We start from the raw sequence: 13,392 nt of genomic DNA, 5'->3' as shown, positions 1-13,392 counted from the left end.
TGGCTGCGGAGGGCTGTTTCTGCGATACTCTTGGGCTTGGCTGATAAAAATCCATGTGTTTTCGTGAGCCGTAGGCGATCGCCTCGGACCTTCCTACACAAGCTTGGCCTCTCGTCGAGAGGCCCGTGGCAAACGCCATCGGCTCCATTTTTATCAGCACCACTATGAGCCAATCACGTTAAACGTCATCAAAAAGCAGGAAGAACTGAATGTTCAAGAATTTTTCACCTTGGTTACTTGGAATCAACGGCCGTCAAAGTGAATTGATCGAGTTGGCGTTGACCTACGGGTTCCGCGGCATGGATGTCGACATGGCTGACATGCTTCGTCGCTCGCAACGCACCAGTCTTGACGAAGCCACCAAGTACCTTCGTGCAACCGACATCAAAATCGGTGGCTTCGATTTGGGCGTCAACCTGGACGCGGACGACGATACGTTCACCGCACAAGTTGCGACGCTGCACCCAATGGCCGAAATCGCCAAAGAACTGAAGGTCAAGCGAGCTTACTTACGTCTGCCCGCTGCGACCGACCGTCTGCCCTACCCCGAGTACTTTGAAACTCAACGTGCTCGTTTGAACCAAATCGCTGAAGTTCTCGCTCCTCGCGAAATTCGCTTGGGCGTTTCCTTCTCGGCTGGCAAAGAGTTGGCCGAAGGCAAAGAGTTCGAATTCGTTCGCGACGTCGAAGGCTTCATCGCTTTGATCAGCAGCATTCCTGCCGCCAACATTGGCTACATCGTCGACACCTTTGATTGGGTGGTTGGCAAAGGCACGCTGGAACAACTGACCGGCTTGGACGCAGAAAAGATCGTGGCCGTACGTTTGGGTTCGGTCGCCAGTGACGCGACCGCCGAAACTGCCAAGACCACCGATCGCGTGTTGCCCGAAAAAGAAGGCGGATTGGCTCACGTCAGCGTGATCAGCCACTTGAAGGCAGCTGAGTACAAGGGCCCTGTTTCACCGACCGCATCGTCGTCACGTTACAAAGGCCAAACGCGTGAAAACACCGTTCAAAAGGCTCAAGAAGCAATCGATTCGATCTCGCGTGACGCCGGCGTCCACGTCGCTCCATTGCCAATGGACCTGATCGAAGACGTTCCTTACGAGCCAACCCCAGCAACCTAAGTTGCTATTGGGAAGTTAATCTCAAAGTAGCGAAACTCGCCAAGAGTTTCGGGTCAGACAAATACAAAAAGGCCGATAACACACTCAAGTGTTACCGGCCTTTTTTCGTTTGTTGATTTCGCGAGCCAATTGTCGCTCGGCTTTCCAAGCCGTTGGCGTGCGTCGAGTTTTACGGTCGACACGAGAGAGAGGCCACGTTCGACGCCGGCGGTCCAGCTTGGAAAGCTGGCCGACAATGGGTGTGCGTGGCTACCCGGAGCCTTACGGCCCACAGGGCCCCGCCAAATGTCGCTCGGCTTTCCAAGCCGTTGGCGTGCGTTGAGTTTTACCGTCGATGCGAGAGAGAGCGGCCACGTTCGATTTGGATGCGACGTTCGCCACTCGCGGTTCCAGCTTGGAAAGCTGGCCGACAATGGTTGCGCGTGGTACCCGGTGCCTTACGGCCCACGGAGCCCGGCCGATTGTCGCTCGGCTTTCCAAGCCGTTGGCGTGCGTCACGTTTTACCGTCGATGCGAGAGAGAGGCCACGTCCGATTTGAACGCGACGTTCGCCGCTAGCGGTTCCAGCTTGGAAAGCTGGCCGACAATGGTTGCGCGGTTACCCGGTGCCTCACGGCCCACGGCTCACAGGCCCAATTGTCGCTCGGCTTTCCAAGCCGTTGGCGTGCGTCACGTTTTACCGTCGATGCGAGAGTAAACCCACGTTCGATGTGGACACGACGTTCGCCGCTCGCAGTTCCAGCTTGGAAAGCTGGCCGACAATGGGTGTGCGGCTACCCGGTGCCTTACGGCCCACGGCTCACAGGACCAGACTTCCTAACAGGCAAAACCGTTTCCTTCGGTTTCACATTCGGATCCTGCTCGGGCGTCAACTCAGGCGGCGGCCCGTCGGTCGGCACTGGAATCGGCATCAAGATCAATCGCAGCGGCGTCCCACGCTCAGGCACCCGGCCTTCGAACGGGCGGAACAACAACGAGTCGGCATCGGCACTACTAGCCAACGACAAATCCATCATCGCGGTGCTAAAGTTCGAGACGCAGATCATGTCGCCTCCGTCCGCTCGGTAATATTCGCGTCCATCCTCTTCGTCCTTGTAAAACCCGCTTCCGGCGAACACCCAGTCGGCCTCGACCGATTCCTTGGACTCAGTGTCTTGCACCCAACGCCGCGCGTCTTCGACGTGAAATTTGCCCTGCTTGTCACGCCAGCTGACCCAGACTCGGATCGCCTGGCCCGTCGGCGGCACAAAATTGGGTGTGAACATCGCCGTCGTTCCCGTTTTCGCGCCGACGACCAACAAAGCCGCGTGTACCTCGCTCGATTTCGCCACCACCGCCACGATCGACTCATGCTCTTTGCTGCCGACCGGACACGCAAACATCTCCAGCGCCCCACGATCGATCGCCACGTAACCGTCGATGTAAACGCGATTCGATTTGCGGTCGACCCACAACAGCGACTCCTGACTCAAGCGTTTCGCCCCCGGTGGCGGCAAAAACTGCTTAGTCAAGAATTCCTCGGGCGACATTTGCGGCTCAGGCTCCTCCATCGGTGGCTCCGTTTCCTCCGCAACGACATCGGCCGCCGGCTTGCCGCTCGCCCCGGCATTGGACTCGGGGCTTGTCTTACCGCTCGCAGTCTCCTTCACTAAATCTTCATCTTTCGAATTTTCATCGGCCATCGGCAACTGACGCAGCCCACCGGGCTCGGTTTGCTTCGCCACATCCGCGTCGGACGCCGCTTCGCTTTCAACAACCGGACCGGGCGTTGCCGCGACATCGGCTGCAGATTTAGCCGCATTTCCCTTGTTTTGCGTGATTGGCGTCTTCGCGGACGCAGGCGACTCGGCGCGCTCGGGGGTCGCCGATTCGCTGCCGCACCCAACCGCTAGGGTGACAGCGAAAGCTACAAGCAGGGTGGACGTCGGCGGAGTCTTGGCAAAATAGGGCATTGCGTGTCGATCGAGTGGGTAGGAAGCGCTAGCGTCATGGGGCTGAATGAGTAAGTTATACGTCAGTCAACCTGACACCAAAACGATACTTTTCAGCGATCGCATTATAGCCCATGTCGACAAGAACCACGGAGGCCGAAAACGCCTCGACTTCCCCCGCACCCTCCAATGGTCAACCGGCATCCCCTGCGAAAACAAAGTCAAAAAAATCGACTCGCCAAAAGGCCGCAAACGTGGTCGTGACGGCCGACGAACAGGCAAACGCGTCTGCCAGCGAGAATGTCGCCCCCACGCCAATGTCCGATGAAAATTGGAAACGTTTACGCAAAAAGATCGAATCCCACACGAAAGAGACGCCCGTCAAGCATGTGTTTGGCAAAGCAGCGATTGACGGGACCGTTTATCGCTGGGGTGTCGCTACGGCGTTAGGCACGGCGATCGATCCGGTGCGAATGTCGCTCAGCCATTTGGCGTGTGACCAGAAACCGACGCGACGTCAATCGACTCGCCCCTTGGATTTAGTTTCCGCAACCACTGAAATGATCGCCCAATTGGATCACGGCGACATGTCCGCACTGTCGTGCCAAGACGCGGTGGTCTGGGCCGGCGCGATGCCGCTGCTCAGCAAAAAGCTCGAACCGGCACTGTGGTGGGAATTGCTCGGGTCACTGCAACGGTTCCGCGAACTGGTACTACAAGCCCATTCGCCCGATTCGCCCGCTCACTTGATCGTCGGCGCGGAACTCGGTTTGACCCTGGCATGGCGACTCGCTGAGTTGCCGTCTTGCAAACGGGCTCAGAAATCAGCGATCGAAGCTCTGGCACAATGGTGTGACCACGAAGAAGACGCGATCCCCAATGCACTCGCCAAAGGCCCAAATACGCAAGCCAATGGAACGATCACTCGCTTGATGCTCGGTTCCCTATTGCGGTGCCAAGCGATTGTGAAGTCGACCACGACAAAGAAGTTTCACAAATCGTGGCACGCCGTCGCAGATCAAATCGCAACCTGGGTCGCCGCGATGACCACGCATCACGGCACTTCGGCTCTCAGTCCTCTGAGCCGCAAAGACGTGAAAGCCGATCTGGGCAAAACAGGGCTACTCGAGCGCGCGATCACCTTGGATCCTGAAACGCTGCGTCCGGCCACCGAAGCCGCCTTGGGGCTTGGCCACACCGGCGGACGATTGGCCTGGGAAGTCTGCCTGCCCGAGTCATTCCTGCATAACGAAGATGCCAAGCTCGCCATCATGCTGCCCGAATGGGATGTGCGGCGAGGACGGACGCACCTGCACTACGCTGGCGAACACAACGATCTCGAAATTTTTGCAGGTCGCACCCAAATCATTTCGGGCCAAGTCCAAACCTCGATCGAAATCAACGGCGACCCACAGTCTGCCGCCGGCGATTGGACAGTCGTTTGTGAGTACACCGACGACGATGTGCACTTCATCGAAATCGAACAAGATTGGACGGGCGGAGTGGTATTGCAGCGGCAAGTGATGCTGATTCGCACCGACCGCTGCCTGATGTTCGCCGACGGTGTGCTGCCGACAAACCGGCAAGAACCCGATACGCTTTCGCAAAAGATCCGTTACTCGACCCGCATCCCCGTCGCATCCGGGGTGTCGCCCGAGCTAGAAAAAGAGACTCGCGAAATCTATTTGTGTGACGGTCAACGAAGTGCCGTCGTGATGCCGTTGTCCGCATCCGAATGGCGGATCGGCCCTACCACCACAAAGCTGTCGGCCAGCGAGGACGAGCACTTGGTTTGGACTGCCGAAGGCACCGGAGCGTTGTATGTCCCGCTCTGGTTTGATCTGCAGCAAAGACGTTTCAACCGCAAACGGACGTGGCGACAATTAACCATCGCCGATGAACGCCGGACTTGCGAACATCACGAAGCCGCGGGGTTCCGCGTCCAAGTCGGTTCGGAGCAATGGATGGTCTATCGTTCACTCGGCGGGCGTCGTTGCCGAACCGTTCTGGGCAAACACTTGATTGCCGATTTCTTTGCAGCCAAATTTGATCAGGGCGAAGGAATCTACGATGAATTGGTCACCGTGGACGACGCCGAGCATATCGATGATTGAGCGGAATCATGATTGAACCCAACTCGCAAGCTCGATTAGCCGAAAATTGGCAAGCGGTACAGCGCGACGTCCATGCAGCCACGACAGCCGCCCATCGCCCGCTGGACTCGGTCACGATCATCGGCGTCACCAAGTACGTCGATGCCGAGATGACGCTGGCGCTGGTCAACGCGGGATGCCACGTCCTCGGCGAAAATCGTCCGCAAGTACTTTGGAAAAAGAACGAAGAAGTTGTTTTTCCTGACGATGTGCGTTGGCATTTGATCGGACACTTGCAGCGGAACAAGCTCCGTCGTTCGCTGCCGTTTCATCCCATGATCCATTCCGTCGACAGTCCCCGCTTGCTGACCGCGATCGTCGAAGAAGCGACGGCGCAGCAGATTCCGACCAAGGTGTTGTTAGAAGTGAACATCAGTGGCGAGGAAGCCAAGACCGGCCTGCTGCCACAAGACCTGCGTCCGATGATCGAGTCACACCTCAAATCTACGGACACGGGCGGAGTCGAGATTGTCGGTTTGATGGCGATGGCTGGCTGGGGCACCGATGCCGACGCAGCACGCCAACAATTCGCAGCCACGCGCGAACTGCGAGACGAGCTAGCACAGCAAACCGGCGCGACGTTGCCTGAGTTATCGATGGGCATGAGTGGCGATTTCGCCGCCGCGATCGCCGAAGGAGCCACGATGGTACGCATCGGCTCCCGCCTCTTCGAAGGCCTACTCCCAAAACATTGATCCCCCAATGTCGTTGAGCGCTCCGCGATCTTACGTGCAGCGCAAACAACTCCCAACTCCCAACCCTTCCCCTCCTCCCCATTGAGCATCAAAATACGGCACATGGATCAACTGCCGGCCCCAACGCTCTCTCCCCCCGTGCGACGTCGACGCAGCGACGCACCGTTTTTTCTGGTGATGTCAGGCATCTCGGCCATCTTCGTCATTCTGATCGTCTTACTGATCGCCGCCGACGTTTTATTCACATCCTGGTCCGAATTCACCGCGGCACTTGGCAAACCCGAGATTCAAGCGGCGATTCGATTGACGATCCTGACCTGCACGGTCGCCGCGATCGCGTCCGTTTGGGTCGGCACTCCACTTGGGTATCTACTGTCACGCTACAAGTTTCCCGGCCGTGTACTGATCGACACGCTCGTTGACATCCCGATGGTGTTGCCGCCACTGGTGCTGGGGCTCAGCTTACTGATCCTGTTTCACACCTCCATCTACGGTTGGGAACTGGAATCCTTGTTAAAGAACCAAGTTGGATTCCCCGTCACCTACCACTGGCCCGCCGTGGTGTTGGCCCAGTTCACGATTGCTTGCTCGTTTGCCATCCGTACGATGCGAGTCACGTTCGACCAGATCGATCCACGCACCGAAGATGTCGCCCGCACGCTCGGTTGCACACGCGGCCAAGCGTTTCGGCAAGTCGCGTTGCCGCAAGCGTGGCGAGGCATCATCGCGGCAACCACCATCGCATGGGCCCGGGCGCTCGGCGAGTTTGGTCCGATTCTGGTTTTCGCCAGTGCCACGCGGATGCAAACCGAAGTGCTATCGACGACCGTTTATCTAGAAATTAGTGCGGGCGAACTGGACGCCGCCGTCGCGGTATCGTTATTGATGGTCGCGATCGCCGTGGTGGTCTTGTTATTTCTGAGACTACTCAACACGCGGGGCACGGCATGATCGAGTTCTCCGACGTGACCATCCGCTCCGGCGACTTCGTTCTCTCGGATTTGTCATTCACGATTGCCAGCGGCGAGTATGCGGTGCTGATGGGGCGAACCGGCAGCGGTAAAACGACGGTCCTCGAAGCGATCTGCGGGTTGCGATCAGTCACCAATGGCTCGATCCGGCTGGACGGCATTGACATCACCGACTGGTCCCCCGGCGATCGTCAAATCGGCTACGTCCCGCAAGACCAAGCGTTGTTCCCGACCTTCACCGTCGGCGAACACTTAGCATTCGCATTGCGGTTGCGAAAACGGTCGGCGTCGGAGATAGCACGACGCACAACGGATCTAGCCGAACTGCTCGGCATCGGCCTGCTGGTCGATCGATCGATTAGTGGACTCAGCGGCGGCGAGCGGCAACGGGTAGCACTAGGGCGAGCGTTATCCTTCCAGCCAACGATTTTGCTACTCGATGAACCGCTCAGTGCATTGGACGAAGAAACGAGGTGCGAGATGAGCGACTTACTCGAGCACGTTAAAGCAACGACGGGCGTCACCACACTACACGTCACGCACAACCGCGAAGAAACCGCCGCCCTAGCCGACCGCCACTTCACCCTAGCCAACGGCGCCCTCCGTAGTGGATCTTGCTAAAGATCCCAACCAGACCCCGTAATGAATCTCGCTCAAAAAGGCTAGTTTCCAAGACACACATTTCCACCGGAGTCGTTACAGAGACTAGCCCGCGGCCGAACGAAGCGAACACCGCCGGCCCCTCTTCCCTGCACCTCTCCCAAACGCAGTTTAGGGAGAGGTCGGACGGGCCCTTCAGGCCTCGTCCGGGTGAGGGCCTGCCTCCGGCTCATTCGCACCGCCCATCATCTTCGCTTCCGCCCGGCTCGTCCGGGCGGAACGGACTTTGTGAGCCGACGGCGTTAGCCGCGGGCCTTGCTCCCAATATTTGCAAGCGGGAAAATTTTTTGGTAGGAAGATGGAGGTAGGAAGATAAGACGGCTCAACGATGACCAGCGATCGTGGTGAATGTTACCTACTGGTGGGCGATGTTGATCCAATGGATCGCACGCAGAGGGCTGAAATGGATGAGTCGTGCAAGTTGAGTTCGATATGCTGACGTATCGCGGTTCATAGCGGTTATTTTGAATGCAGTGTTGGGCGCGGCCAGATGGTAACGCTGTCTGCCAAGAAAATTGCCGTTGCGATTAATGGGCAGCATTGCTTCGACAGCCTCAACGCCTCCAAGCAGGAACACGACTGCTTCTTGATATAGCGACAAGGTGAGCGATGTGCCCCAGTCACGTAGTAGGCCAACGACGCTATCTCGAAACCGATGGTCTCCATCAAATTCAACGTCATTAACTTTGAATGAACGACGCTGCTCCCAATCGAGCGGCGCGTTGACAAATTGAGACTCGACATTCGCAGAACGAAAATTGATCAGTTTCCCCCGCGGTAGATCGAGCAGGTGTAGGTAAGTCAGTAACTGTCCAACGTGAGCGTCTTGCGGAACTCGCGATGCACAAGTTGTAGCTCAACCTCACGGCTCACCATCATCCCCGCTGACTGTAACCTGGCAGCTAGATCCGCTTGGTAGATTCGCTCATCCGCTAATCGTCCCAATTCGTTCTGTGAGTCAAATGCATGCTGCATCACTCGGTAATCGAGATCCCGAAGCTCGTCAGTTGTAAGCTTGCCAATGGAAATGCTGCAGCTAACGGGCATCACGCCGGCCTTTCGTAAGTCATCATCTTCTTACCTCCATTTTCCTACCAAACCTGCGGCTCCAACCACCGCATCGACATAACTTAACACAATCAAATTTCCCTAGCGTTTCAGCCTTCGTACACTCCCCTCCTCCTTCCCTGCCACCTCTCCCAAACGCAGTTTAGGGAGAGGTCGGACGGGCCCTTCAGGCCTCGTCCGGGTGAGGGCCTGCCTCCAGCTCACTCGCACCGCACATCGCTTCCGCTTCCACCCGGCTTGCCCGGGGGGGATCCGGCAACTGGCAGCTACCATCGCACTCAGCCAAAGAAAACATCTCGTAGTGGATCTTGCTAAAGATCCCTCCCCACGAGGACCGTCAACCACTCTCAATCAAGCATATTCAATCACGACTCCGCATCACAGCATATGCAACCGGCCGCAGACGCAATCGCAGATTGCGCGGTCTATTTAAACAGGAGCAAACAGAGGAAACAGAGTCACAAATCACCTCTTCTCTGTTCTCTCCCTTATCTCCTGTTCAATATGTTTCCCTTCCCGCATCCCGCCGAACACATCTTCATTCATTTTTCAATTTGCAATTATCAATTTAACTTTTTCAATCTTCTCTCGCTTCACAACGTGCGTTATCCACCATCCGACGGCGTTAGCCGCCGTCCCTGCTACCCCGAATTCGCAAGCGAGGAAATTTTGTAGGAAAATGGAGGTAGGAAAATAAGACGGCACTCCCAACTCCCATAAAAAACGAACCCTCTCCACCCCCGATTCGTAACAACACCATTGCGAATTCTTGTCTACCAAGCTCGCTGGACGATTTCCACCAACACCGGTTCCCGTCGCATTTTCATTGATGGGATCACGGAGGGAATCGTTCGGAAATCGCTTCCGCACTTTTCTTTATTCCAATCACCGCCCACGCTTCCCATCAACCGACTGCGAGGAATCACGATCAACTAGGCAGTGAGGCAGGAGTCTTTCAGTCAATTGGCCGTATTGGCGCTAGCCACGGTTCCGTCACTGAACCGGGGCTAACGCCAAAACGGCTAATGGGATTTTCCCCGATGATTCCTGCCTACTTGCTTAACGGGCCTTTGGAACGCTGCGAAGTCATTCCCGAACAATTCTTTTCATTATTGCGGGAGATTGATCATGGCTCGCGGTTCGCAACTTCACTCGTTGGGACGGTTTTTGTACACGCAAAACCCGTTCTATCTCATCAGCTGTTTCCTCATTCTGTACGGTTTGCAAACTGCAACCGTCTCTGCCGGCGACCTGCTCTCTCGGTCGCTTTCGCTTAGTGGTGGCATTGCCGCCTACACCCTTTTGATGGCTGTCACCTGTGTCGCCGTCATCCGAATTTGCAAAGTTTGGCAAGATGCTCGCTCCATTTTTCTTGTCGTCATCATTAGCCTCGTCGCCCTCTCGACCTCGTTGGACGAATTAGCGATCACCCAGTGGGACACTGCCACCCAGATCCTGAGCATCGGATTCCTGTTCGCCGTCTTGATCAGCGAATCGGTGATCCACGCGACCAAGATCTGTTTCCCCTTTTGGTACCGCAGTTCCTACTACACATTGCTGCTGGTCTTTTTCGCCGCCCCGATCGCCTTGGGCTATGCCGTCGTCCATCGGCACGACGAGCTCGCGAATTGGGGAGCCCCGCTGTACTCGGTCCTGATCGCCGCCGGACTGCTGATGCTCTCACCGACCATGTCCAAAGGCCGCCGGCGAGTGCGTCACAACGGGACGCCGTGGCAGTGGCCCTACTATCCGCTCAGTGCGTTTGTCATCCTGGTAGTGCTCGCTGCGATCCGCACCCACGCAATTTGGATGTCGTTTGGGTTTCGCGGGACGTCCGTGCGGTTTGAACCGTTTCTGCTACTGCCGATTGTGTTTGCGATCCTGGTTCTGTTAGCCGAGATCGATGCAAAACGCGTACGCCCCCGGTTCGCCTGGAGCACCATGGCGGCCGCACCGCTAATGCTGCTTTGCGGAATGTCGCACAACGGCATGACCTACCTGCCCATCCAATCCGACTTGCGGTTTGCGTTCGGCTCCGCCAGTACCGTGGCGCTGTTGATGCTGGTCCTCTTTTATCTGTACCTCGCCGTCCGGCGAGTCGCGTACGTCGAGTATGGCATGATCGGGTCGATCATCGCGATGGGCATCTTCGCCGTCTTGCCGCAAACACTGCAAGAACACGGCGTTCAGAACTGGATGTTTCTCGCACTCGCGTCGCTGATCAGTGCCGTGGTTTGCCTACGCGTCTGGCGAAGCGACGTCGGTTGGTCCGCAGTCGCCATCATCAGCAGCGTAGCCATTGTGATGGCCGGCAACACGTACGACGAGAGCGTATTGGGGCTCATCATCGCCAGCGTTTTTGCGGTAGCGTCGATGATGGCGATCGGCGCGGTCTACGAGAGCGAGTTTGCAACGTTTTTACGTCACATTTCAGCCATATTTAAGGTTATCGCAAGTGGCGGATTAGTGGCATGGTATCTCGGCGGCACCCCCGACCGCCGGATCCTGATTGCCCTGATCGCGATAAGCATTTTTGCGTTTGCATACCTGTGGATCGTGCGAAGAATAGGCTGGCTGTACATTGCCGCAGTACCAGCGATTGGCTTATGCGTGCTGCTTTCCTGGGACGGTTACGAAGCGGGCGTGTTTCGGCAGAGCAATGTGCCGTTGCAATCAGGCCTAACCTGTTTCGCGATTGGGCTAGCGATCACCACAATGAAAACGGGAGTGCATCGAAGACTACTCCGATCAACCCCACACGCCGCCGCATCACCGCATTTCAAACGCGGCCTCTAAATCCAATGTGGGATAGGCTTCCAGCCTGTCATCAGCATCCCTTCCAGTCCTCAATTTACAATTGTCAATTTAACATTTTCAAACTCCCCGTTCGCCATCAAAGCATTCCCCCTGATCTTTCCAGCAACCGCAACCCGCAGCAGACGCAAGCGTAGGTTGCGCGGTCTATTTGAACAGGAGCGAACAGAGAAAACAGAGTTACAAGTCACCTCATCTCAGTTCTCTCCCTTAACTCCTGTTCAATGATTTTTCCTTTTCGCTCCCGCCGGATCGCCCCACTCATTCAATTTAAAATTTACAATTATCAGTTTACTCTTTTCAATTTTTCCATTCGTGCCATCGTTACGGCAACAAAGAGAAACCCCAGCGTGCAATTGCACGCATCAACCATCATCACCAAGTCCCAACAGGGACGGCATGCTGTAGCCCACGGCGTGAGCCGTGGGTTACGGAACGAACCAAGAATGAAAGCCCCGAAAGGGGCGACAGGAATGACCGACGCCATCGGATGAGTCGTCTTGCGCGCATGCGAAAGCAACGCCGTCAAAAACAAAGGCCCCCGCGAATGAACGCAAATGATTGCTCTCCCCTCAACGCACACAGCCAGAGACAATTCCCGTAGTGGATCTTGCTAAAGATCCCACCCCACGACGATCTTCAACCTTTGCCAATCGAGCATATTCAATCACGACTCCGCTTCACATCATGCACAATCGGCAATCGGACCGCGTTAGCCGCGGGCCCTGCTACCCCAAATTCGCAAGCGAGGAAATTTCTGGTAGGAACATGGAGGTAGGAAGATAAGACGGCTCACCGATGACCGGCGATCGTGGCGAAAGTTACCTGGTGAGGGGCGATATTAACCAGTGGCCCCTCTTCCATCTGCCACCTCTCCCGAGCGCAGCACGGGAGAGGTCGGACGGGCCCTTTAGGCCTCGTCCGGGTGAGGGCCTGCCTCCGGCTCACTCGAACCGTCCATCAATTCCCTGTCCGCCCGGCTTGCCCCAACAGCCCGCTACCAACGCGACCCTCCGTAGTGGATCTTGCCAAAGATCCCACCCCACAACGCTCTTCAACCTTTGCCAATCGGACTTTTCCAATCCGCTCGTTCACAGCAGGCGAGCCCCGCGATCCGACTGTATTAACCAAGGGCCTTGCTACCCCGAATTCGCAAGCGAGAAAATATTGGTAGGAAGATGGAGGTAGGAAGATAAGACGGCTCAACGATGACCGGCGATCGTGGTGAAAGTTACCTGGTGAGGGGCGACAGGAAACAATACGTTCACCACTTCCATCTGCTACCTCTCCCGAGCGCAGCACGGGAGAGGTCGGACGGGCCCTTCAGGCCTCGTCCGGGTGAGGGCCTGCCTCCGGCTCACTCGCACCGCCCATCAATTCCCCGTCCGCCCGGCTTGCCCAAACAGCCCGCTACCAACGCCACCCTCCGTAGTGGATCTTGCTAAAGATCCCACCCCACGACGACCTTCAACCTTTGCCATTCGGACTTTTCCAATCCGCTCGTTCACAGCAGGCGGGACCCGCGATCCGATGGCATTAGCCACGGGCCCTACTACCCCAAATTCGCAAGCGAGAAAATTTTTGGTAGGAAGATGGAGGTAGGAAGATAAGACGGCTCACCGATGACCGGGGATCGTAGTGAAAGTTACCTGGTGACGGGCGATGTGGCCCCAGTGGATCGCACGCAGGGGGCTGAATTGGAAGAGTCGTGCAAGTTGACTTCGAAGCTCTTCAGTTGAAGCTTGGCAACGGAAATGCTGCAGCTGACGGACATCACTCCTACCTTTCGAAAATCATCATCTTCTTACCTCCATTTTCCTACCAAACCTCCGGCACCAACCTCCGCGTATACATACCTTAGCACGATCGAATTTCCCGAGCGTCTCGGGCCTCGCCCGTTCCTGCCACCTCTCCCGAGCGCAGCACGGGAGAGGTCGGACGGGCCCTTTAGGCCTCGTCCGGGTGAGGGCCTG

The 13,392-nt window shown here is 56.6% G+C and carries 9 protein-coding genes; 7 read left to right on the top strand and 2 right to left on the bottom strand.

The annotated features are described in order from the left end of the window. The first annotated feature begins 209 nt into the window (after nt 1–209). Nucleotides 210–1,127, top strand: coding sequence for a TIM barrel protein (locus tag SH528x_RS15210; RefSeq protein ID WP_442511367.1), 918 nt, complete (start codon nt 210–212; stop codon nt 1,125–1,127). Between the two features lie 785 nt (nt 1,128–1,912). Here the strand turns inward: SH528x_RS15210 and SH528x_RS15205 are convergent. Further along, the gene (locus tag SH528x_RS15205) at nt 1,913–3,079 is read right to left on the bottom strand and encodes a YdjY domain-containing protein (RefSeq protein WP_442511366.1); all 1,167 of its coding nucleotides are present in this window, start codon (nt 3,077–3,079) and stop codon (nt 1,913–1,915) included. Nucleotides 3,080–3,192: 113 nt separating this feature from the next. On the opposite strand from SH528x_RS15205, the gene SH528x_RS15200 reads away from it, so the two are divergent. The 4 genes from SH528x_RS15200 (at nt 3,193) to SH528x_RS15185 (ending at nt 7,498) form a co-directional block, all read left to right on the top strand. Then, nucleotides 3,193–5,172 carry a hypothetical protein gene (locus SH528x_RS15200; RefSeq protein ID WP_442511365.1) on the top strand — a complete coding sequence of 660 codons (1,980 nt, stop codon included), beginning with the start codon at nt 3,193–3,195 and terminating at the stop codon, nt 5,170–5,172. A gap of 8 nt (nt 5,173–5,180) precedes the next feature. Next, nucleotides 5,181–5,906 (top strand): YggS family pyridoxal phosphate-dependent enzyme, encoded by a 726-nt coding sequence (locus SH528x_RS15195; RefSeq protein WP_442511364.1) that lies wholly within the window; start codon nt 5,181–5,183, stop codon nt 5,904–5,906. Between the two features lie 102 nt (nt 5,907–6,008). Next, nucleotides 6,009–6,857 (top strand): ABC transporter permease, encoded by an 849-nt coding sequence (locus SH528x_RS15190; protein ID WP_442511363.1) that lies wholly within the window; start codon nt 6,009–6,011, stop codon nt 6,855–6,857. Next, nucleotides 6,854–7,498 carry an ABC transporter ATP-binding protein gene (locus SH528x_RS15185; protein WP_442511362.1) on the top strand — a complete coding sequence of 215 codons (645 nt, stop codon included), beginning with the start codon at nt 6,854–6,856 and terminating at the stop codon, nt 7,496–7,498. The genes SH528x_RS15190 and SH528x_RS15185 overlap by 4 nt, the downstream gene beginning before the upstream one ends. Before the next feature lie 840 nt (nt 7,499–8,338). On the opposite strand, the gene SH528x_RS15180 is transcribed toward SH528x_RS15185, so the two are convergent. Then, nucleotides 8,339–8,584 (bottom strand): GxxExxY protein, encoded by a 246-nt coding sequence (locus SH528x_RS15180; RefSeq protein ID WP_442511361.1) that lies wholly within the window; start codon nt 8,582–8,584, stop codon nt 8,339–8,341. A 1,149-nt stretch (nt 8,585–9,733) separates the two neighbouring features. On the opposite strand from SH528x_RS15180, the gene SH528x_RS15175 reads away from it, so the two are divergent. Both SH528x_RS15175 and SH528x_RS15170 read left to right on the top strand, forming a co-directional pair. Then, nucleotides 9,734–11,401: a hypothetical protein gene (locus SH528x_RS15175; protein ID WP_442511360.1), complete on the top strand. Its 1,668-nt coding sequence runs from the start codon at nt 9,734–9,736 to the stop codon at nt 11,399–11,401. Between the two features lie 242 nt (nt 11,402–11,643). After that, complete coding sequence (locus tag SH528x_RS15170; protein WP_442511359.1) at nt 11,644–11,913, top strand: hypothetical protein; 270 nt, start codon at nt 11,644–11,646, stop codon at nt 11,911–11,913. The last annotated feature ends 1,479 nt before the right edge of the window (nt 11,914–13,392 follow it).

It is taken from the genome of Novipirellula methanifontis (assembly GCF_052161655.1).
Classification (GTDB): domain Bacteria; phylum Planctomycetota; class Planctomycetia; order Pirellulales; family Pirellulaceae; genus Novipirellula.
Note: the sequence above shows the minus strand (reverse complement) of the source record. Positions and strands in the feature narration are given on the sequence as shown.

Bases quoted from the DNA above. Each gene is read 5' to 3' on its own strand.
- SH528x_RS15210 (WP_442511367.1), top strand. From the start codon at position 210: ATGTTCAAGAATTTTTCACCTTGGTTACTTGGAATCAACGGCCGTCAA.
- SH528x_RS15205 (WP_442511366.1), bottom strand. From the start codon at position 3,079: ATGCCCTATTTTGCCAAGACTCCGCCGACGTCCACCCTGCTTGTAGCT.
- SH528x_RS15200 (WP_442511365.1), top strand. From the start codon at position 3,193: ATGTCGACAAGAACCACGGAGGCCGAAAACGCCTCGACTTCCCCCGCA.
- SH528x_RS15195 (WP_442511364.1), top strand. From the start codon at position 5,181: ATGATTGAACCCAACTCGCAAGCTCGATTAGCCGAAAATTGGCAAGCG.
- SH528x_RS15190 (WP_442511363.1), top strand. From the start codon at position 6,009: ATGGATCAACTGCCGGCCCCAACGCTCTCTCCCCCCGTGCGACGTCGA.
- SH528x_RS15185 (WP_442511362.1), top strand. From the start codon at position 6,854: ATGATCGAGTTCTCCGACGTGACCATCCGCTCCGGCGACTTCGTTCTC.
- SH528x_RS15180 (WP_442511361.1), bottom strand. From the start codon at position 8,584: ATGCCCGTTAGCTGCAGCATTTCCATTGGCAAGCTTACAACTGACGAG.
- SH528x_RS15175 (WP_442511360.1), top strand. From the start codon at position 9,734: ATGGCTCGCGGTTCGCAACTTCACTCGTTGGGACGGTTTTTGTACACG.
- SH528x_RS15170 (WP_442511359.1), top strand. From the start codon at position 11,644: ATGATTTTTCCTTTTCGCTCCCGCCGGATCGCCCCACTCATTCAATTT.